Raw genomic sequence first — 21,527 nt, forward strand, 5'->3', positions numbered from 1 at the left:
AGCCCTGTGCAGAGGAGAACGACAGTACATAGACCAGGCATGCATCAGTATCCAACGGCAGGGGCCTTCTCAGCGGGCCCGGCCCTGCTGGATCGTGTGGGTGGTGGCCGTGCCGCCAACAGCTGTTACCTCGCGTATTGCTCGAAACGTCACTGAACGCCGTACGGTACGCCGAGCTGATCGCGGTGTGCGTCCATCTTCGGATCGCCGCGTCAGCAGGGCACGAGCACGCGGTGTTCTCGATGCCCTGGGAAGGCGGTCCACGGGTGAATTTTCAAGAGGGCAGCGGCGGATCTGCCCAGCTTTACCAGGTGAAGCAGGTCGTCGCCGCACTGAAGAGGCCGGAAGAACAATCTACAGAGGAGGAACAGTGAATTAACCACAGGTCAGCCACCGATAAGGACGTCGCGAACATGGTCGACGCGCGTCACTACACCGCGTCGAGTGGTCAGCCGATGACGGCGAGTACGTGGCAATGGTGCTCGAAAGGTCGCGATCGAGCGACTGACCAAAGTCTGAAACCAGTGTGCCGTACTCCGGGAGCGCCCCGCCCTTCGCGGCGAAGCCTCACAGTGAGAATCCGGTGTCCGGGCGCGCTTCGTGAATCGGCGGTATTGGAGGTTGCGGCGCCGACTGGTGATTTGATTGCCGTGGCTGCGACGTCGATTGCCGCGGCTTGACAGCACGAAAGAGCATCCTCATCGATAGCGGAGGCCCTGCGCCCGTGTCGCCAGCAGTCCAGGTGAGAGAGCTCGGATCCCACCGCCCGTCGAGTACCTGTCCGGACATGATCGGGCCAAGCAGTTCGTTGGCGACGCCCAGTGCAGAACGCGCCTCGTGCAGTGAGGCAGGCAATCCGCTGCGTTCGACGCGGCGACGGTAGCTGCTCACCCACAATTCGTCAGGCAGAACAAGTGGGGATGGCACTGTGACACCGCGGCGTTGCTCTTCGCTGCGGATCGCGCCGAGCAAATCGATGGCATCGACGGTACTGCTGCGGGCGAGGATGACGATGTCGGCGAGGTCGTGCGGGCGCGTGGAAGGCGACGCCGAAGCGGCGCCGTGACGTTCGTACATCGCGGTCACCTTGTCCGCCAGATGCCGCGCGACGGGATAGACCTGCATTGGCGGCGGCGGTAGAAGGTCGGGCATCGACACGAACGGCGCCGGAGTGAGAGTGTCCGGCTCGAAATCGGTTGTACGAGTCGTATTCACGTCGAGAGTTGCACTGGCCAACCGCTGACCGTCGACCAGATAGGTGATGCGAGCTTTGTGCTGGCCCCGGTCAGCGGAGACACTCACGGCGAGGTCGAAAGTGCCGTACTCGCCCTCGCGCGGTGCAAGGGCGCTCATCAGAGTGCTGCGGAGCGCGCCAGTGTCGGCCGCGAACGCAAGGTCGGCGTCGGTGGTCGGACGGGCTTCGCTGCTGCGGTATTGCAGGGCGGTACCGCCAGTGAGCACCCAGCTCTGGGCGCTGGAAGATCGGAACAGTCGTGAGGTGAGCTGTTGCAGTGCGAAGGCGCGAGCGGCGTCCTGTGGACCCCATCCGGTGTCCGTGCCGAGCTGTCGAAGCCGCGTGATCAACGCTTTCCGAAAGTCGCCCTCGTCGGCGTAATGCGGCACTCAGGCCCCTACCGGCTCACGGCACGACCACAACAGCAGCTCGAGCAGACTCTTGCCGTCGAACGCCGGGAGATTCCACCGCGCGGCGTATGGGGCGAGAAGGTCGATGACTGTGTCGGCCGACAGGGTGCCGTAGTCGATGCAATCGCGTACGACAGTGCCCAGATCGCCGCCATCGACCCGCTTTTCGGCAAGATCGGTGATCACCCGCGTTTCGGTGGCCACCGGTAATCCCTCGTACAGATCCCAGTCGACGCCGCGCTCCCCGAGAGGCCGGCGGTAGGTGCGGGTATGCGGGTCACGGACGTTGATCCGCCTCGGCGATGTCAGGTCCACCCCGTACGAGGCGAGCGTTCCCATGCCCCTGATCGAGCCAGCGCTCTCATGGCTGACGATCACCTCCGGCGCGCCGCGGCGCGCATCGATGTCGGCTCCGGGGTCCAGCGCAAGCCACTGGGCGGCGACGTTCTCGAACGGACACCACCCTTCGGCGTCGACGAACCCGTAGACCCCGTGGTGGACCCGCACGAGTACGTTCCGATCCACTGCTCGGGCCAACTGGTACGTGCGAAACCCGCGATGGCGTGCCTGGGCGGCGGTGAACAACCAGAACTGATCACGCGAGACCGCCCGCAGTTCACTCCACTCGTCCGACATGCAGCAATAATAGCACTTGTAGATCCGAAGTACTGCTCGGGAATCTCATGCGCGAGCACGATCTACCGGTCGCTGTTCTGAAGAGAATAGTTCGCTACTTTCCAAGCACCGGAATCAGTTTCGAGTGTCACGCTGGCGGTGTAGGTGGTGAACGACGTCACGGAGCCGTCGGTGTGCTGCACTGTTTGACTGATCGTGACAGGCACGGTGGCGGTGTCTCCGTCGACGACGGTGTCGCCGTCCGGTTGCACGATCGCGGTGATGGTGTCCCGGCTTCGTGCCCATGCTGCCCATTCGGAAAGGGGGCGCGGTGCGGGTGTTGGTGGCTGCGCTGCGGCGGTGGCCATCGCGCCGCTGAGCTGGTCCTTCTGGTTGTGCAGTGCTTCCCATGAGGAGTCTTGAGCTGCCGGTTGCCAGGTGAAGACCCCTGACATCACCGCTACAGCGACGTCGGCAGGTTCGGTACCGATCGGGGACATGGCGTATCCCGCATCGGTGCCTGGCAGCTCAGGGGAGCTGGTGCCGCCGAAGATCAGCACGACGATGATCGCGACCCCAGCAGCGGCGAGAAGGCCGAGGCCGATCAACACGGCCAAGGTTCGCCGGGTCATAGTCCAGCTCCATTACGCGCTGGAGCTGGCTGGTCATCGGGTCGGAGCTGCCCGAGTGCGTGTGCTTTGGCGAGCATGAGCGTCCACTGTGCCACTGCATCGGTAGTGGCATCGGTAGTGACACTGTGGCGGTTCGTGGTGATCTGTCGTTCGATGAGAGTGCCTGTGCTGGCGGTCAGGAACGCGGCCCAGCCTTCCTCGTATTCGCGGTCCACGAAGCGCATGATCGCGCTGTCGTTGAGGTCGAATATCAGTTCGTCGCTGAAACCGCAGTCCAGAAGCCATCCGCGGGCTTCGAACAGTTGCGGCGGTGTCGGGTGATCGTCGGCGCAGTGAGGTGTTGTCATCGGGGTCTCCTGGTGGGTGCGGCTATCGGGCGAGGTCGTAGTTCGCGGCGTTAGCGGTGATGGTGGTGACGTAGTTCTGGGTTTCGGGGTAGGGCGGGATACCGCCGAACTGCTGCACGGCACCGGGGCCTGCGTTGTATCCGGCGAGCATCAGTTCGACGGGATCGCCGGTGATGGAGCCGGATTCGATACCGGGCCGCAGGGTGTCCGCGAGCGAGCAGTTGTAGCGCCCTTGTGCCATCACGGCGTCACCGATGTCGTTCGGGTCGCCTGCTCCTGCTGGGCCGGTGACGGTTCCGTTGTCATCGACGGGGAATCCGTATGCGGCCCAGGTTTCGGGCATGAACTGTCCGTACCCTTTGGCCCCTGCGGGGCTCTTCAGGCCGGGTGTGAAACCGGCTTCTTGTTTGAGCTGTGCGGCGAGGATCGCGGGGGACACCTCGCGGCATTGTGCGGCCGACCGCGTGAGCCAGGGCTGGAATTCAGGCGGGATTTGGCCGGCCGCCAGGTCGGCTCGGTCACCGAGCCCAGCGCCGGGGGCTGTGGTGCAGTTCCCTGCCGCTTTCGGTGCCGATCCGGTACCGCCGGGGATAGGTCCATAGGTCTGCCCTGGTACCGGCATTCCGTGGCCGACGGTGGTGACGTGGACATGATCGAAATGGTTCGCGGTAGGAGATCCCCTGTCCTCCATCGTGTTCGACTCACCCGTCGAGGGAATGTACTGCTGACGCCAGATCATGTACTCGATCTGCAAGTAGTCGCGGTTCGCCCACAGGAAGTCCTTGACCTGCTCACCGAGTGTTTTACCCTCTTCGGAGGACCAGTTCTCGATCATGATGTCCGCAGCGCGTCCGGACGGGTGATCGTCGTACCCGCCGCCGCCCGGCCGCCAGCCGCCGATACGTGAGATTTGCGGGAACTTGGCGTGCACGGCGCGGGCGACGCGGACGGTGTCGACCTGCCAGTGGTCTTCGGAGCCGACGGATCCGGACAAGGCCGCCATCTCTGCGGTTCCGCCGGCAGGCGACGGTGCGGACGGTGGGCTGGTGGAGGGTGCTGGGAGTGGGCTCTGGCCGCTCTGCCCGGTGCCGGGGTCGGCGGCGGCGTCGTAGAACGGTGTCGGGTCTATCGCGTTGCTGGAAGACCATGGCCCGGTGTGGTATTCGAAGTGCAGGTGCGCCCCGCTCGATTGTCCGTTGTTGCCGACGTCGGCGATGTGTTGACCGGCGGTGACGTGGTCTCCGGCCTTGACCAGGACCCCGTCGGGGAACATGTGGCCGTAGACGGTGGAGACGATCTGGCCGGCGATGTTGTGCTCGATGACGATCCACTGCCCGAATCCGGTCGCGGGTCCGGCCTGGGTGACCATGCCGTCGGCGTAGGCGTAGATGGGTGTGCCGACGGGGGCGGCGAGGTCCATGCCGTTGTGCATGGTGCCTTCTCGCTCACCGAACGGGCTCGAGAGGGTCGATTCGGTGGTCTTCGTCGGCTTCGCGAACGATCCGGCAGGCACCCCTCCCGCCGCCGTGGACGAGCCCCCGCCGCCGGAGGGCAGGCACTCGGCGGCGTCGTCGCGGACTCCGGTGGTGATGAACAGGATCACGAACAGTGACAACGCGAGTACGACGGTGAGGGTTATCGCGCCGCCTTTTTTCACAGCGCTGCCGCTCCGAGCGACTCGCCGGCGATCGAGCGCGGTACATATGCGGCGAGCCGTGCTGTGAGCGTAAGGTTTTCGTTGCGCAGGCGTTCGTTCTCGGCCTCCACTGCCCGCATCCGCACGACCGTCTCATCGGCGGCGGGTAACCGGGGTGGACCGTATTCGAGCTTGATCCATCGGGCCACAGTGTTCTCGTGGGCTCCGATCGCTACGGCGAGTGCTGCAACGCATTCGGCGCGGGAGCCGTAGTTGGGCCGGGACTTCTTGTATTCCTCGAGTGCCCAGGCGCGGGTCTGGGGGGTGTATCCGGCGCGCATCAGTACGCGCCGGCCATCTGGGAGGCATCATCGTCGAGGGCAGCGGATTCGACGTTGCGGCCGGAGAAGTATTCGGAGAAGCGGGCATTGGTGTCGTGGACGCCGGTCTCGATTTCGACGTCGGTGAGCACGGTTCGGATCGGGATGCCGGGTGTGTTGTCTTTGGCGACCTTGATGAGGAAATGTCCGCGTCCAACAGGGGCGCGAGCGGTGCGGCGTTCGGATCCGCGCAGTGCTGCCCCGCGTGACCAGGAGGTGACCATGTCGGCTTCGGCGGCGGTGAACTTCAGCTCCCCGGACAGGCGTTCGACCTCGCCGATCGGCAGCCCCCCGCACACGACCATGCCGGCGCGGTCGATGAATCCTTTCGCGGTCTTGATGTCGGCTTCGGTGGGCAAGGTTTCCAGGTCACGGCCGGTGTGAGTAATCATCAGAAGGCCGGTGGCGTCGGTGCGGTTGAGGCGGGTGATTTCGTTGACGCGGGCGACCATGCCCGGTCCTGCGCCGATGACCTGCCACAGCTCGTCGAGGGCCATCAGGAACAGGCGCTGGCGGTCCAGGCCCGCGTCGGCGAGCAGGTGTGCGGCCTCGACGGTGCCGTAGGCATCGGCCCAGCAGGAGAGCATCACGGCAGCTTTGAGGGTGGTATCTCCCCGGTCGAGGCTCGAGACGTCGATGCAGATCATCGGGGCATCGAGGTCGATCGGCTGCGTGGTGTGGTCGGCGAAGATGTCTCCGAGGGGGCCGGAGGTCAACGCGCCGAGGGCTTGCATGAGTTCGGTGATGGCCTCGCGGTAGCCCTTGCTCTCGGTCTTGTAGGCCGCTTGCCACATGGCCGGGGATCCTGTGTCGATGCGGTTGTAGAGATCCTTGAGCAGCGGCGGGTTCTCGTAGGAAAACCCGCCGGCCTCGGAGTAGAGCTCGCGCAGTGCGATGCCGATCAGGGAGTTCTCGAAGGCTTTCACCGAGTGGGTGTCGTAGCGGATCAGCTCGACCAGGGCGCAGACGGCGTTGATTTGGCGGGTGCGGATGCTGATTTTGGCTGTGGCGATCAGCTCGTCGAGCTCGACGATGCGGTCGGGGTCGGTTTCGATGTTGCGGGCGGCGATTGCGCGGACGACGGCTTGTCCGAGCGCCCCGCCGGCGAGGGGGTTGAGGTGACCGCCGCCGTGTCCGAGGGTGATGATCTGCCCGCCCATCAGACGTGTGAGCTTGATGTATTCGCCTTTGATGTCACCGGCGATGATCGGGGTCTGACCCCATCCGCACGCACCTATGAGGATTTTGCGGATCAGCGTCGACTTGCCAAGACCGGGTAGCGAGAGCACGAACATGCTGGGGTTGGCGATGTGGTTGTCGCGGAAGTAGGCGAACGGATCGCACGAGACCGCATCGTCGGTGACGGCGTGTTGGCCGACGATGGTTCCGGCCGAGGGGGCGGCCGCACCGATCGCCCAGGGGCTCAGCCCACACATCTGAACCGAAGTGGCTTCGTATTCGATCGGTGCCGGCACGGTCGACATGCGGCCACCGCCTGCACCTTTGAGGCCGCGGGCGCTGCTGCTCAGCGCTTCGCGCCACCAGGGGTCCCCGGTTGCCTCGGCGACGGCCCGGACGGTGTGGGGGTGATCGTTCCGCCACCGAGCCAGTCCGATGCCGCGCCGGGAGAGTTTGTAGGGGTCGTCCGCGTCACCGGTGGCGATGCGGGCGGCGAGGTCTGCGTAGTCGGTGTCGCCGATGATCCATCGCACGAACGCCGACGGCTGCACTGTGTCGGTCTCGAACAAGTAGGGATCGTCGTAGCCCAGTTCGGGGCGATCGTCGGTGAGGGTCATCGAGCGTCTCTCTCTTCGCAGTGAGCTGGATTGTGGTCGCAGGAGTTGGGGTTTGACGATGGGGTGGTCTAGCTGCGCCGGACCAGGATCGAGGTGGAGATCTGGTCGGGGAGGAGCACTCCGACGCCGAGACCGGCGGCGAACGCAGCATCTTGGAAAGCGAACGCGCGCCGCAACCGCAGGCGGGAACGCGCCGCGAGGGATTCGGTCACTGCGGCCGCGTTTGCGATTTCCTCCACCGAGCCGACGGTGATCGTCAGTAGAGCGGAGTAGCGCTCGTATCCGGCTCCGGAGACCATTTCTCGTCGTGCCTGTTCGGCGATCTCGTGGCGCTTCTCCGATCCTGCGGAGGTGATCTTGTTGCCGCGGGAATTGATGGCGTGCAGGGCGTCTCGGTGTTGCTTGTCGACCTTCTTCGCTGCGTCCCCGGCCGAGTAGGGGCGGTAGATGAGGGTCAGGCGTTTGCGCGGCAGGTCGTCGTGCGGTTGCAGGAGCGGTTTGAGGACGGTGTCGGTGAACACCGATTCCGGTGGCGCAGCCATTTCCCAGACCACCGAGACGCCGCCGTCGTGGCGGTAATGACCCCATTCGGTCTTGGCGCGGCCCGGGCCGGCGTCTTCCCAGTCGACGCCGTGGTCTTCACCGGAGATGTCGAGTTCTTCGAAGTCGTTCTCGGTCGAGGGGTTGTAACTGCGGTGCACTGCTGCGGTGATCTCGGCGGCAGTCATCGGTTGGGCGTCGATCCCGGCTCCGCTCAGTGATTCGTACAGGTCCGGCAGACGCCGAGCCAGTTCGGTGGCCATCTCTTCCGGATCTTTCTGCCGCTCCTTGGTGGTGGCTCTGAAGGTGATCGCGAGCCGGGCGAGGGTGCGGTGTCGACCCGAGGGCATCCGGACGGCGGACTGGCGAACGAACTCAGCCGCCATGGGCGGTGCGGAGTGAACGAGTTCTTGCCGGGCGCGACGGGCCAACCGCAGGCCCGTGGCCGGGATGTTCTCCACTACCACTACCGCGCCGACGATGTCACCGGGCAGGCCGAGATCGGCCAGGTAGACGCCCCAGTCGGCGGTGTAGAGGTCTTTGTCGCGTTGGATGATCGCTTCGTCACCGCCCGGGAGGGCATCGAAGACGACGGTGTAGCGGTGATCGTCGGGGTTGTGGATCATGCCGAATTCGTTGCCGTGCCGGTCGATTCCCACGTAGAGGTTGGTGCGAGAGAGGATGCCGGGAAGTCGGTAGCGACCGCCGGGGATCCGCGAGTGCGGTCCGGCGTGGTATTCGGTGGACTTCTCGATGTGCTTACGGAACTGCCATTGCATAGCTAATTGTCCTGTCTCGTAGAGGGTTCGGCCGTTCGGTGCGAACACCAGAGGGGTGAGAACGAGTGCGCCGATGCCCATCAGTGCCAGTCCGGCTACGACGTGCACGAAGATCAGGACGGCGAAGGAGATTGCGAAGAATCCCGCCCCGTAGCCGACGATCTTGGTTGGAAGCCCGAACGCGAAGGTGTTCTGCGGTCGGTTGCCTGCGGAGTAGATCGGAGGTTCGTACGGTGCTTCGAGTGAACTGCTCATCGTTGAATCCGTCCGTGGTAGTTGCCGACCGCGCCTTCAGCGGCTGAGCCGAGGGTGCTCGAGGCCGATCCTGCGGCGCGGCCGACGCTGCCCGCGGTTTTGAGTGCGCCCGCTGCGCCGCGCATTGCTGCTGAGGTGCCGGTACGTCCTGCCGATGCGGCTGCGGACCCGACACGGCGGGCTGCGCCCATCGGTCCGGATGATGCGCCGGCGTGCGTGGTGTTGCTGCTTCCCGGTCCGCCGCTGCTTCCCGATCCGCCGGTGTAGCGCCCTTGCAGACCTGTGGCGGGACGTGCACCTGTACCGCCGGCACCCGAGCCGCCTCCGCTGCGGCCGCCACCGGCAGGCCTGGACATTGTGCTTGCCATTCCGCCGAGGGCACGTGCGCCGCCTGCGGCTGCGCTACCCATCGCTGCTCCACCTGCGGCGCCGAGCATTCCGACTTCGCGGCCACCGGCGGAGATAGATTCTGCTGCGGGAGCGACGATGCGGATCAAGGTGGGCAGGGAGAAGCCGACCACGGCGAGGAGCATCGAGCCGATGATGACAGTGGCGATCTGATCGTCTGCCGACGCCGAGGCAGCCCAGAACGCGAACAGATACAGCAGTGTGGCAACCGGTTTGAACAACAGTGCGCCGAGGGTGAACGCGATCATCGACTTGTAGGAGGATCGGCCGGTGCCGGTCGCAGACGCCGCAGCGGCGATTGGGATGACGGCCACGACAACGCAGAGCATCGCTTCACGGATGAGCAGGGCGATCAGCTGGGCGACGGAGCCGAGGAAGGCGAATCCGGCGCAGGCGAGCGCGAGGATCGGGCCCAGGCCCGTCTTGTCGTCGAAGGCGGTGATGGCGGTGATCTTCTCGTTGAGATCCCCGCCGACGAACTTCTCCAGCGCGTACGCCGATGCGATGTCTCCACCCTGGTGAAACATCAGCACCAGAACCGGGAGCAAAGTGACGGTGATGACGGTGCGGACCAGCATGTTCGCCGTTTCTGCGGCTCCTTCCATCACTGCTTGTTTTCGGGCGAGGGCGAGTTTGGTCATGGCAATCACGATCGAGGCGAACAAGGCCACCACGGTGAATGCGGAGATGATGTTGCGGAGGCCCGACATGGCGTTCTCGGCTGCGAGACCGGGGATGCCCGAGGACATCCAGAACGTCATCACGGACCGGAAGGCTTGGGAGTTGCCTTCCATCACTGATTTGGTGAAGTCCCCGATAGGGTCGCCCCAGAACGCTGATGTTGCCGAGGAGACGGCGGTGGAGACTGCATCACCGGGGTTGCTTTCGAACGACTGGACCAAGCACGCTGCCTGTGGGACGGCGTTGCCGGTGATGTCGTTCATGAAGTTCTGGAATGCGTTACCGTCGGCGGTCTCGGCGAGGCATTCGCGCCGATCCTTCTGGAAGTCGTTACCTTCACTTGCGATGTCGGCGATTCCAGGGACCGCGGGCGGCGGGTTGTCTTGGGCGTAGGCGACGGCGTTGCTTCCGGCGACGATGCCGAGGGTGATGACCGCCAGCAGTAGTAGACGGGTGAGGGTGGTGCGGAGTCCGGCGATCGAGCGTAACGCGCTCATACGAAGCTCCAGCGCGTGAAGGAGCTGATGTCGGTGACGTTGGTGTCGGCGGCCACGGAACGTTGGTCCAATCGACTCTTCCAGGTACTGCCGTCGTAGAACATCGACGTGCGAAGCACCGTGTAGACCGGTGTGGTGCGGCGCTGACCGTTGTCGTCGATGGGAATTTCGATCGCGTACTCCACCGACGTGAAATCGGCGGTGCAGCTTGCGATCCGGAACGCCACCGGTGCGGGGTATCCAGTGCCGGCGTCCTGGCCGGGAGAGTCCCATGTCTCGGTGGATGCTTTCCGATCGAGTTCGTCGGTGTGCACCGTGAGGAGCTCATAGGCGTCTTTGGCGACCGGGCCGGGTCCGTAGGTCGTTGCAACCCAATTCCATCCGGCCAGAGCAGCCCCTTGCGGAGTTTGGGTGTAACCCGTGGGCACGTTGCCGGTCACAGCGACGGGGCCGTCCGTGGTCGAAACCAACAGCGGCAACGAGGCGGTTTGTTGGATCTGCACTCCGGACGGTGATGTGATCGGGGTGTTGGTCGGGGTGCATTCGATCCGCTGTTCCGGATTTCTCTGTGGCAGCGGCTGCCCGATGGGGTTGTTCGGGACGGTGACCTTGCGACCGAGGATGTCGACCACTGGTACGCCGAAACCGTTCTGCCCGTTGTTCCCCGATCCCGAAGATGCGGGCGGTGCTTGCTGGGTGGTCGGCGGTGCGGCTGTGGTCGGTGCAGCGTCGTCGTTGAGGTTGGGAACGATGAAGAAGATCCCGCCGACCACAGCGACCACGACGAGGGCCGCGGCCGCGATCAGGGTGTTGCGCAGGCGGCGGCTCATGAGTTCTGCTCCAAGGTGGTGTAGCCGTCGAGGGAGTCGAGCTCGACTGCGTCGATGTTCTCTTCGGCGGTCGGAAGGACGATCCGCCAGTCCTCGCCGATCCACTGCAATGCAACGGGATACGAGTAGAGCTGGTTGTCGTCGCCGATTGTTTGTGCCACCGACACCGCCGCCGAGAGCTGATCGGTCTGATAGTCGGTGATGTCGAAGCCGACGAACTTCGGTGCAGCGTCGGGGGGGACTGAGCCGGAGACGGTCACTGCGGTGCGCGCGGCCGCGAACTGGTCGCGTCCAGGTCCAGGCGCGGTGACGGTGTTGACCACGTCCGGCCATGTCCGGTCGTCGGCGACGGCGAGTGCGGTCTGACCGTTGATCGCGGCCAGCACAGCGCCCTGTGGTGTCTGGGTGTATCCGGTGCGGTTGACCGACGTGCCGGTGCGAGGGCCATCGATCCGTGATGTCGGTACTGAGACGCCGTTGATTTGACGCCAGGTCAGCTCGGCCGGAGCGGACCGAAGATCCGGTGCCGGGTCTGTGGTGGTGGCCGGTGCGTCGTCGGTGCCGGATCCGCACGCAGCGAGTACGAAGACGGTCGCCGCTGTCGCGGCGATCCGGAGTGTGCGCGAGGTGGTCATCAGGACAATGCCTTTCGGGTCGAATGAAGAACGGGTGCAGTGGGTTCAGGTACTCAGGCGAGAACGGCTTGAGCGATTCCGGATGCGGAGCCGATGAGTGCGGCGCAGATGAGGATCCGTGCCATGGTGGCGTCCTCGACCATTTGTGTGCCGGTAGATTTGCGCTGGTTCACGAATACCGCTCCGCACGCCATCAGCGCCGCGACGCAGGTGATGATGGCGAACCAAAGCAGCAATGACAGACCGGTCATGATCGGTTGCCACACCTCGGCGGGCCACTCCACAGGAGAGGTGGGCGGTTGAGCCCAGATGATGCCGGTCATAGGACGAGCATGTTGACGAGGCCGGCGGCCGAACCGATGAGGATTGAACCAGCCAAGCCCCACGCCAGGCCGGATCCGTTCTCGCCGCCTTGACCACCGATTTTGCTGACGGCGAGCTTCGCGCCGCAGACCATGAGACCGCCGACGGCCCCGATGATGCAGATCCACATCAGCCACGAGAGCAGCTCGAGGATTTTGGTGCCTGCGGCGCCAGTTGGCGCGGTGGGGCTGACATCGCCGATGTTCTGCGCGAGGAAGTCGGTGGCGGATGCTGCGAGAGTGGTGATCATGATGATGTTTCTTTCTGTTCGGGTGGGAGGGCGAACGTCAGCGGCCTGCCGCGATGCGGGCGGCGGTGAATATGTCCCGCCCGATCGCGGCAAGTTCGGGGTGTGGTGCTGTGGTCGAGGGGGCGAGTGCGCGCATCCGCGTAAGTGGGAGCGGGTCGGGTTCTTTCGGTGACCACACCGCGAGCTCGCTCTGGGCGTGGGTGCGTAGGTCGGGGATGTAGGGGACGCGCCATACCGCTGGGGCGGCGGAGGCGACGACGTCGGCGCGTCTGCGCAGTGTTTTCGGGAGTGGGCCGGGGGCATCGGGGACCAGTACCAGGCCCAGGAGGGTGCAGCCGCCGGTCAGGCCCCCTGCGGCTTGCAGGAGCACGTCATGGGCAGCATCGAGGCCGTCGCGGTCGGTGCGAGAGACAACCACGACGCCCCGATGACGGTCCGCTGCGGGCCAGCCGCGTCGGGCATCTCCTGCCGGTGCCCAGATTTGGGCGAGTGTGCCTGCGCCGGAGCGCCCGTGGGCGGCCAGAAGCCACACCACAGGCGGACGACCGTGTTCGGCGACCGGGTCCTGGTGGATCGGGGCGCACCGCGAAGATGGGGGCACCCGCAGTCCGGCAGGGGTGATGGGCGGCTGGTGGGCGGGGTAGAAATCACGGTGCTCTGCTGGTTGTGCGGCCATGTTGGGCGCACCTCCTTCTCCGGCGTTCTCGGTCACCGAGTGGGTGTGGTCGCGGTGGGGGTTGGTGTCGACGCAGCGGTGCGGGCTGCGGGTGTCGGTACTGCGGCGGTCGTAAGTGCAGTGGCGGCGCTCGTTGCCGGGGTCTGCGGCACACTTGTGGCGGTGGCGGTAGGTGTTGCTCCGGTGGTGGCGTGGGCGGTGAGGATGCTTCCGGCGCTGCGCACGGTCTCGTTGGTGGCGAACAGTGCCGCGCCCTGTGTGATCACTGCGCCGACTTTGTCGGCGAGAGCTTGATCGCCGGTGAGGTCGGCGGCGAGGGCGACGATCCACCGGACTGTCAGCTCGACGGGGGTTTCACCTTTGGATCCGACCGGGACACTGTCGTAGGAGCTGTGTTTGGTGGCGGTGTTCCAGTACGAGGTGTCGGTGACGAGCTGGGCGAGGCCGGCGTTTTCGTCGATGGTGTTCGATACTTCTTTGAAGGCGACGTCGACGGCGGAGTCGATGGTGGCTGGGGGTACGAGCTTGACTGTCGACGTCGCGACCTTGGCGGCGAGTAGGCCGAGTGCTGCTGGCGGGTTGGTCAGTCCGACGGTGGCGAGCTGGCCGATTGTCTCGGGGGTGATGACGTCTTTGGCGACGGTGATCGCAGCACCGATGGCCATGCCGGCGATCTTGGTTACCGCACCGATCGCTTCGTCGATCATCTCCTCGGTCGAGGTAGCGGACGGGTCGGAATATTTCGCCATCTTCGAGAGAACCGTTTCGGGTGCGGAGTTGACCTCGAACCGTCCAGCGGTGTCGTCGAATTCGATGTTGTCGTTGACTACCGATGCTCCGGTCATCAGGGCGGTGCGCCCGACTGCGGTCGAGACGTCGGTGAGGATTCGGACGGGGTCGCGGGTGTCCATCGAGGACTGACCGGCGATGGAGGCGACGAGCTTGGCGGCGGGGGCGTTGGCGGGGGTATCGCACGCGAGATCGCCTGCGGTGCAGTAGGAGGCGACACGATCCGACACTGCGCCGAAGCCGCTGATCTTCGGTGTCGGCGCGATACCGCCCCCGGCGGGGGCAGCTGCGGCGACGGCCGGGGCGAGGGTGACGGTATCCACGGCTGCGCCGTCGGTTCCCGGTGCCGGTGCCGGTGCAGACGCGCCGCTGGCGATGATGTCTTCGCCTTCGGCGCGGGTGGGATCGGAGAACAAGGCTCCCCCTGCTAGGTCCTCGGCGGGAATCGGACCGTCCCCGGCGCCGATGGAGCGCAGGACCTGTGATGCTGCTTCGCCGCCTTGGGAATATCCGGAGACGAAGAACTTCGTGCCGGGGCAGCGGGCGGCGATGTCGGAGATCATGTTCTGGGTGTTCTCGACCCCGATGTCGACCGACTGGGCGTACGGGACGGTCGAACGGTCACCGGGCTTGCCCCCGAAGCTGGCCGGGTACGGCACGTAACTGCGGCTCAGAGCAGGGCTGTCGCCGGAGTTCGCATCACGCATCGCCGGGACTGTCACGCGGGAAAAGAAGCCGGAATCGCTGTCTGGAGAGGAGTTCTCGTCGATTTCGGTGGTGCCCGGTACGACGACGAGATGCAGTACCGAGCAGTCACCACCGTCACCACGTGCAGGTGTGGGTGTGCTCGGCTGCGCCGCGGCGACACCGCTCGCGGAGACCACGATGGTCAGCGCTGCGGTGGCAGCAAGCAGGCGCGGGGTGAGGCGGCGGGCCTGGTCGATAGTTGTGTGCACAGCTTCTCTCTTCTCTGGTGGGTGTGCCTGGTCAGCGGGGGACGATCGCGGCAATGAGGGTCTGGCCATCCGGTGCCTTGGTGGTGGTGATCCGTTGACGGCTCAGTCGGCCGTCGATACCGGGTCCGCGTTCGAGCACGGTGACGTTGTAGATCCCGGCGTCGATCGCATCAGCGAGCACGCAGAACTCGATAGCGGCCTCCAACTGGTCGATGCCCTGTTGCAGGCGTTGCGCAGAGGCCATGACCGCATCGGGTGCGCCGGCCGCGCGTGCAGCTGCGCCGTCGCGGTCGAAGTAGAAGGCTTTCTCGAATCGCCAGATCGCGGCCGCGCCGGGGTCGTTACTGTCGCCGGTGACCGGGTCGCCGTCGGCTTGTCCTGCGCACCAGGTGACATCGGCGGCTGCTGCCCCGGCGGCTGCGGGCGCGGTGGAGGTGGGTGTTGCCGGTGTGGTGACGATTTCGTCGAGAGGTAGCGCGGCGGGGGGTTGTGGTTCATTGCCGACGCCGGTGAGTACGAGAGCTGCGCCCGCGACGCCGCCGATGACAACGGTGAGCGCGGTGGTGACCGCTACCGCTGCGCGGTGACGCCTCCACCACGACTGTGGGGGCGGGGTGGGTGAGTTGTAGGTGCGCTGGTTGCGTAGCACAGCGGTACGTGCGCCGAAGGATTCGTAGTGTTCGGAGTCGTGTGGGGCGGCGATGTCGGGGGCGCTGTCCCACTCCGCTGCGGATGCCGGGTCAGCGCCGCGATCGTCGATGAACCAGTCGTCGTCGGTATCACTGGTGATGGGGTCGTTTTGCTCGGTCAGGACAGTCAATCGCCGTCCCGGAGAGGTCTCGGAAGGGCCTGTGGTGGAGGTCGATTCGGCGACGGCGGGGTCTTCGAACCAATCGTCGCCGACGCCGTTGTGGGTGTCAGCGTCTGTGGTGTGGTCTCGAGGTGCCACAACATGCCTTTCCTAGGGTGGGATAGAGCGGGGTCGAACCTTCGGATACAGCCCGACCAGGGGGGCGGGCTGCACCCGGAGGTCAGACCGCGAAGTTCAGACCGGCCCCTGCGAGGGCGTTGTTCAGTGCCGTAGTGCCCTGATCGAGAGCGGGTGCCGCGGCCGCGTTCACAGCAGCGACCGTCTCTGCCACCGCGGGCTGTTCGAGCACGGTCGTGGTGAAGCCCTGTGCTGCCTCGTAGGCGGGTTCGATCCACGTCTGGGCTTCACTGACTGCCCAATCGGACTCGGCTGGTGCGGGATTGAGGTACTCCTCGACCTGGCCGACAGTGGTGTCGATGACGCTTTGGATGCCGGGAGCATCGAGGGTCAGTGGCGCGACCGGCGCGGGCGGGATGCTCTCCGGTGCCGGAAGTGGTGCCGGTAGTGGTGCGGGTTCTTCGATGATCTGCTGCTCGCCGCCCAGGAGGGTGCCGCCGAGGAGCGCTCCGATACCGGCGCCTGTGGCGGTCAAGCCCAAGACGATGGGAACCGAGAGCGCAGCGCCGATTCCTGCGCCAGCGAGAGCGGCAGCGCCGGGGATGAAGATCCATCCCGCTGGTCCTCCCCAGACAATGGCACCTGTGCCCGTGGTGGCCGCGATTCCCAACCCGGCCCCGATGGCGCCCCCGGTGCCGGTGATCACAGCGGCAGGGAGCAAGGAAGCTAAGAAACCGGTTGCGCCGCCGGCGATGAAGCCGGTCGCGGTGCCTGCCGCGATCCGGTCGGCTTGCGGGGCATCGGCGAATCCGTTGTCGACGAGGAAGTTACCGCCGTCTGCCTGCAAAGCCTGCGCGGTGTTGTTGAACTGCTCGACCAGGTTTGGGTCGAGCATGTTCTGGTCGTACGGCACGAGCTGACTACCGGCGAGGATGTAGCCGTCGGGTGCGTCGATCGGCGCGATGACAGTGCGCTGCACCGTAGGAATCGGCGGTGGGGGCGGTGGAGCTGCCTGCAATGCCGGTGGTGCCTCGGTGGGTGCGGCCTGCGGCGTGGGGGTCTGTTCGTAGTAAGTGGTCTGGTACGAGGACTGCTGGTTGCCGGACTGATAGTCGTCATAGCTGCGCCACTCGGACTGTTGCACTCGCGGTGAGGGCTGGTAACCAGGTAGGAACTGACGTTCCTGTGTCGGTGCCGGCGGTGGGACAACGGGGGTGGTATCCGTCGTTCCGGACTGTGCAGTGTCGGGTGCGGTCACGAAGTCCTGCGGAGCTGCGTGTCCGACACCGGATCCCCAGGCCAAAGCGATGATGATCGGGACGGCGGTAACCACTGCTGCACGCTCTCTGCGGCGGCGGTGGCGGCCACCGATTCCTTGCTGTGAAGACATTGGAGTTGAAACCCTTCGTTATGTGCTGTGCTACCAGCGAGATTCAGGTTCTGGGGAAGAAGTGTTTGGTGGTGGAACCACCACCGTCTGCGCTGAGAAACCGACCGAAAACGAGGGTCAGCCTTCGGGTGATCCCCTCAGCGCAGACAACGTGGTGATTTTTTGATCAGTGGATAGGCTGGCCAGAATCAGAGCTGCAACGAGGTCGAATAAATCAGTTGTATTCCTTTCTGCGAGAGCATTTTTGACCGGACGCTTTTGAAGGACCGGCAGATCGAGAAGAGAGTGTCAACCGGTGAACGGTGAGTTGGTCCATGAGACAAGTGGTGGATCGCGGCTTCAGGGCGGTGAGGCCGAGATCTCCCGCTCACGAATGCGCCTCGAACTCGAGCAGCCGAGACTGTGGGGTCAAGAAGCGTGGCCGAAGGTGTTGAGGCGCTGGTGTGATGGGTATCAAGAGCACGGAACGCGGGTCGGCGTCTGCCCTACGCTGATGACTTCACGGGTCTTTTGACACAGCGTCCGTGGGTGAGATAGGGAATCGACGTCAGTGAACATGGATTTGTCCGGGCGTGCGGTAGCTCGTCGTGGTTGGGTATGATTCGGCTGGTAGTCGCATAGATGTCGGCTGTAGCGAGTGCTTCTCGTGGCAGATGAGGTTGCATCTGTGTCTCCTGATCCGATTGCGGTTTTGCTGTATCCGCATAGGCTTGGAGAGCCACTGCGGATACAACTCTGCCCCTTTTTCGAAGGGTTGAGTTGTCGTAGCTGGAGGGACTCCGGATGCGGATCGGGACGCCAATCACGACGCATCTGGAGTCTGCTAATTGCGAGTCATCTGATCACGGCGGGGTTCTCGCTTTCTTTTACTTGCGCTGGGTTGTGCAGCGGGCCTCGGGTCGAGTGACTTTCTGTTCGCACGTTGATCGGACTGTCACGTCCGGTGAACAAAGGTCGTAGATGTAGTTGGACTCTCGTAGATCAGATGCAACGTCGACAGCGAATGTTCCCGAATACCTAGTCTGTTTCTAAACAACTAGATTCATACAATAGCATCCAAACATGCGTTATGTGCTACCGAATTGAGACAAGTGGCATCGTGTCTATTCGTGAGGTTCCATCAGTGAGGCGTCGATTGCGAGGCTTCGCGCCCGATAAGCTGCGCGCTCGACGCATCGCGCTGGGTCTTAGCGCCGCAGAGGTCGCTCGATTACTCGGAGTTGCGTCAACCACGTACTCACAGTGGGAACGTGGCCAATCGCATCCTCGGATCGACTCGCTCGCACGATGCGCTGAGGAATTTGGATGCCCGATAAGTGACTTTGTCTGGGTCTCGGAGAACGAGGAATATCTCGGTGATTTGCGCATCTCGCGTGGACTCACCCAGGGGATGCTGGCTAGCACGATTGGGGTCAGCAGTCAATACATCGGGTCACTAGAGCGCGGCCAAAGTAGCCTGACCCCACACGTTTCACGCCAGCTCGCGGGTGTACTGGAGTACCCCGAAGGGCGGATAAGCAATGCGTATAAACGAGTTCGAAGCCGCCCGCGCGGTGAACCGGCATGACCGAGAAATAGACTGAGGCACAGCAACATTCCACTCAAAACGCAAGTTTCTAGGCCGCGCACAGTGCTCTGCGCGGTGAAGAGGCTGCATCTGGAAGCCATGCGGCCCAAAGGTATCCACTGACTCGAAGAGTTTGAGGTGCCGGGGCCGAAGCTATCACGACCTGCTACGGCGGGCCTGGTTTCGGATGTGTCCTTTGATCCTATGATCGGCATCAGGGCGACACCTGGCGTCGACAATGGCTTCACGTTCGCTGACCGCGATTCGAGGTCTCTCCCAACTAATCAGCAAGTGTGCTCAACGAAGCCACAACTTTGAGCGAGCACGACGTACTGTGCCATCAATGAATTCGGCGGTCGAGGTGCATGATCGGCGATGTCGCCCTGTTCACCACTCGCGGTTTGCAACTGCACGGTGAACTGATCGATACGACCTCTGACTGTGTGCCATCCTGCGCCCGATTTCAGTCCGTTAGGGCTGTGAGGTCACATCGGTGCAATTTGTCGAGATTTTCTCGGCGTGTCAGGCTGCCTCAAAGGTGATTCTGCATCAGGATGGATATCGGTCCGGTTGGGACCGAAGATGCAGACTAAGGAGGCCACGCCATGCCGATGCCCAGCAAGGGTGAGCGGAAGCCGTTGACTGTCCGAATCCCGCTAGAGCTAATCAAGACGCTCGAACAACAGCAGAGTTCGGCAGGTGTGACGTCTCTAGGTCAGTACCTAGCAGACCTCATCGCGATCGTAAATGACCGCGAAGATCTAGCGCTTGAACTCAACCGACCGCATGACCAAGGGGTGCTGCCCCTGACTGCATAGCCGTTCGACCCGAATCGACATTCGGGTCCTGCGTCAACTAAATCTACGCATCACTGCAGACGACGAAAAACCCCCGGCGGGCGGGCCGAGGGTTTTCGAAGTCAGAGAAGCGAGTGACTAGCTCGCAACTCGTGTTGTGTTGCTCTTCCCCGAAGGGACTGTCTTGGGAGACATGTCTCAGGGTACATCGTGCCCTGAAGTAGGTACAAGATTGAACGTTCGTGTCGTCCACCCGGATGCGACTGCGGACCGGCTGTGGCATCGATTCGCGTCGGTCATTGCTGCGCGCCGATCGATGCGTCTCTACGACCCGACGACGCGTAAATACTCGTCCGCGGGGCCGTTGACGGTCAAAAGGCCGGTACTGCCAGCGGCTGTACCGCTGTTCTCACGCGGGCGCGCTGGCGTCGTTGCTCTGGATTTCGACACCAAACATCATTGCCACGCCTCCGTTGTCGCCGACGTGTCACGTCTGCTGGGGTGGTTGACCGAATGCGGTGGCCGCGCAGTAGTCGACGAATCGACCAGCGGTGGCCGACACGTGCTGGTACCGCTGGCACCGGGAAAAACGGTCACTGCCGACGAGATCCGGCCGCTGTTGCGTCTTCTTTCAGCGCGACTTCCCACGTTGGACATCACACCGATGACCAACGACGTCACCGGGTGCATCACCGTGCCGGGCTCGCAGTGCAAAGAAGGTGGCTACCGCACCCTCGTCGACCTTGACCCGGCGGCAGCGTCCGACATTCTGACCGTCGGGTCCGATGCCGGCACACTCCAGCGGCTCGAAGCTCTGCTCGGAGGAACGGGCCGAGCGATCACCAGCCCGATCGACGCCCACATCCGAGCTGAGACGTCGGCAGAACGCGTCCTCGGCATCAGCGATGACGCCCGGTTGCATCCGCGTTTCTGCCGCTCCACCCCGCCGCCGCGCTGCGTCCTCGACTTCGCCAGCACCGGCCGCATCGACACCCGCCGCTGGCCCTCACGCTCGGAAGCACGCCAGTCCGTCATCACCCACGCCATCCTCTCCGGTGCCAGCACCGCCAACATCCTCGCCCGCGTCACCGAACCTGCTTGGGCGGGTGTGCGTGCCGCGTACGCCCGCTATGCAGAACCTGAACGCGCCATCCGCCGCGACACTGCCCGCGCCCTCGACTGGGCCGCATCAACACTTTCCGACTCAGTTCGGGATATCGGGCACAAGCAAAAGCACACAGGGGGGACATACGACCCGGTACTTCGTTTATGGCTTACCCACGCTCAAACTTGGGTCGCTACTGAGTTCCTACATCGGCGAGATAGATGGACTACCCACGCAGTTGTTCAAGCACTGGCGTGGGCTGCGGCAGTGTCAGGCCAGATAGTCGAAGGCGTTCCCACTGTCGGTGTAGGTGGGCGGTCGCTGTCCATTGCCGCCGGCATGCTCCCTGAATCAACGGTGTGGTCAGTTTTGGAGCGGCTGCGAGACATGGAAGGCTCACCGTTGCTGCTGATCGAGCGTGGGGTGGGCCGGAACCCCGACCGGTACGCGCTGGTGCCTACACGCACGGGACGAGCGACGACAGTCGACACCTTGACAGGGCCAGCAGAGGTGGAGTCGGTACACCCGGCATGGAGCGTCATCGGATGGCGTCACCGCATCCTCTACGACGCAGTAGTCGCCGCAGCAGAGCCCCAGACCCCGGACGAGCTGTTCACCGCCATCGGGGTCGGACGTACCAGCGGGTACGAGGCTTTGCTGGATCTGCGCGTCGCCGGTCTGCTTACGGTCGAGAACGCGCAAATCGGTGTCGGGCCGGTCGAACTCGATGACATCGGCCATCGCCACGGTCTCACGTCGGCCGTCCGTGCCCGCATCGTGCGCCACCGCGCCGAACGCATTGTCTGGCGAGAATGGCTCGCAGCCCGCGACGAGGCACGCACCCCGAAGGAACCGGATAGTGCGTTGTTCGTGATCGCCGATGATCACCCGGCCGACCCGCCCGACCGCGAATACATCATGGCGGTGATGCACACCGGCCCACCTGACCTGTTCTAACGCGTTGTGTGCCGGGCACGTATCTCGGCCAGACACGAATGTGGTGCTCGTTCGCTTCTCAAGATCCGGTGACC

The 21,527-nt window shown here is 64.2% G+C and carries 20 protein-coding genes; 3 read left to right on the forward strand and 17 right to left on the reverse strand.

What is annotated here, in order from left to right:
- The first annotated feature begins 137 nt into the window (after positions 1-137).
- Complete coding sequence (locus ABIB36_RS20985) at positions 138-374, forward strand: toxin HicA (RefSeq protein WP_354563281.1); 237 nt, start codon at positions 138-140, stop codon at positions 372-374.
- A gap of 193 nt (positions 375-567) precedes the next feature.
- Here ABIB36_RS20985 and ABIB36_RS20990 read toward each other — a convergent pair whose 3' ends face one another.
- The 17 genes from ABIB36_RS20990 to ABIB36_RS21070 form a co-directional block, all read right to left on the reverse strand.
- Complete coding sequence (locus tag ABIB36_RS20990) at positions 568-1,623, reverse strand: nucleotidyl transferase AbiEii/AbiGii toxin family protein (protein WP_354563278.1); 1,056 nt, start codon at positions 1,621-1,623, stop codon at positions 568-570.
- Positions 1,624-2,280, reverse strand: coding sequence for a type IV toxin-antitoxin system AbiEi family antitoxin domain-containing protein (locus ABIB36_RS20995; protein ID WP_354563277.1), 657 nt, complete (start codon positions 2,278-2,280; stop codon positions 1,624-1,626).
- Between the two features lie 62 nt (positions 2,281-2,342).
- Complete coding sequence (locus ABIB36_RS21000) at positions 2,343-2,891, reverse strand: hypothetical protein (protein WP_354563275.1); 549 nt, start codon at positions 2,889-2,891, stop codon at positions 2,343-2,345.
- Entirely contained in the window at positions 2,888-3,238 is a 351-nt protein-coding gene (locus ABIB36_RS21005; protein WP_354563272.1) for a hypothetical protein, read from the reverse strand. The genes ABIB36_RS21000 and ABIB36_RS21005 overlap by 4 nt, the downstream gene beginning before the upstream one ends.
- Positions 3,239-3,260: 22 nt before the next feature.
- Positions 3,261-4,895, reverse strand: a complete 1,635-nt coding sequence (locus ABIB36_RS21010; protein ID WP_354563270.1) for a VldE C-terminal domain-containing protein — start codon at positions 4,893-4,895, stop codon at positions 3,261-3,263.
- Positions 4,892-5,215, reverse strand: a complete 324-nt coding sequence (locus ABIB36_RS21015) for a transposase (RefSeq protein WP_354563268.1) — start codon at positions 5,213-5,215, stop codon at positions 4,892-4,894. The genes ABIB36_RS21010 and ABIB36_RS21015 overlap by 4 nt, the downstream gene beginning before the upstream one ends.
- Entirely contained in the window at positions 5,215-7,050 is a 1,836-nt protein-coding gene (locus ABIB36_RS21020; protein WP_354563266.1) for a putative type IV secretion/conjugal transfer ATPase, read from the reverse strand. Before ABIB36_RS21020 ends, ABIB36_RS21015 begins: the two co-directional genes overlap by 1 nt.
- 68 nt (positions 7,051-7,118) lie before the next feature.
- Positions 7,119-8,624, reverse strand: coding sequence for an SCO6880 family protein (locus ABIB36_RS21025; RefSeq protein ID WP_354563264.1), 1,506 nt, complete (start codon positions 8,622-8,624; stop codon positions 7,119-7,121).
- Positions 8,621-10,210, reverse strand: coding sequence for a hypothetical protein (locus ABIB36_RS21030; protein WP_354563262.1), 1,590 nt, complete (start codon positions 10,208-10,210; stop codon positions 8,621-8,623). Before ABIB36_RS21030 ends, ABIB36_RS21025 begins: the two co-directional genes overlap by 4 nt.
- Positions 10,207-11,040, reverse strand: coding sequence for a DUF8175 domain-containg protein (locus tag ABIB36_RS21035; RefSeq protein ID WP_354563259.1), 834 nt, complete (start codon positions 11,038-11,040; stop codon positions 10,207-10,209). Before ABIB36_RS21035 ends, ABIB36_RS21030 begins: the two co-directional genes overlap by 4 nt.
- A complete protein-coding gene (locus ABIB36_RS21040; protein WP_354563257.1) occupies positions 11,037-11,675 on the reverse strand; it encodes a DUF8175 domain-containg protein in 639 nt (212 codons plus the stop codon). The genes ABIB36_RS21035 and ABIB36_RS21040 overlap by 4 nt, the downstream gene beginning before the upstream one ends.
- A 53-nt stretch (positions 11,676-11,728) precedes the next feature.
- Complete coding sequence (locus ABIB36_RS21045) at positions 11,729-11,998, reverse strand: hypothetical protein (protein ID WP_354563256.1); 270 nt, start codon at positions 11,996-11,998, stop codon at positions 11,729-11,731.
- A complete protein-coding gene (locus ABIB36_RS21050; RefSeq protein WP_354563255.1) occupies positions 11,995-12,288 on the reverse strand; it encodes a hypothetical protein in 294 nt (97 codons plus the stop codon). Before ABIB36_RS21050 ends, ABIB36_RS21045 begins: the two co-directional genes overlap by 4 nt.
- Before the next feature lie 37 nt (positions 12,289-12,325).
- Positions 12,326-12,964, reverse strand: coding sequence for a DUF6668 family protein (locus ABIB36_RS21055; protein WP_354563252.1), 639 nt, complete (start codon positions 12,962-12,964; stop codon positions 12,326-12,328).
- Positions 12,965-12,996: 32 nt separating this feature from the next.
- Positions 12,997-14,709 carry a cutinase family protein gene (locus ABIB36_RS21060; RefSeq protein WP_354563251.1) on the reverse strand — a complete coding sequence of 571 codons (1,713 nt, stop codon included), beginning with the start codon at positions 14,707-14,709 and terminating at the stop codon, positions 12,997-12,999.
- A gap of 31 nt (positions 14,710-14,740) precedes the next feature.
- On the reverse strand, positions 14,741-15,658 hold the full coding sequence (locus ABIB36_RS21065; RefSeq protein WP_354563249.1) for a DUF8176 domain-containing protein: 918 nt from the start codon (positions 15,656-15,658) through the stop codon (positions 14,741-14,743).
- An 82-nt stretch (positions 15,659-15,740) separates the two neighbouring features.
- Positions 15,741-17,027, reverse strand: a complete 1,287-nt coding sequence (locus ABIB36_RS21070; protein WP_354563247.1) for a hypothetical protein — start codon at positions 17,025-17,027, stop codon at positions 15,741-15,743.
- Positions 17,028-18,096: 1,069 nt separating this feature from the next.
- Here ABIB36_RS21070 and ABIB36_RS21075 point away from each other — a divergent pair.
- Positions 18,097-18,594: a helix-turn-helix domain-containing protein gene (locus ABIB36_RS21075; RefSeq protein WP_354563245.1), complete on the forward strand. Its 498-nt coding sequence runs from the start codon at positions 18,097-18,099 to the stop codon at positions 18,592-18,594.
- Between the two features lie 1,029 nt (positions 18,595-19,623).
- Positions 19,624-21,453 carry a hypothetical protein gene (locus tag ABIB36_RS21080; RefSeq protein WP_354563242.1) on the forward strand — a complete coding sequence of 610 codons (1,830 nt, stop codon included), beginning with the start codon at positions 19,624-19,626 and terminating at the stop codon, positions 21,451-21,453.
- Positions 21,454-21,527 lie beyond the last annotated feature (74 nt).

The sequence above is a fragment of the Rhodococcus sp. UYP9 genome, from assembly GCF_040547235.1.
Classification (GTDB): Bacteria; Actinomycetota; Actinomycetes; order Mycobacteriales; family Mycobacteriaceae; genus Rhodococcoides.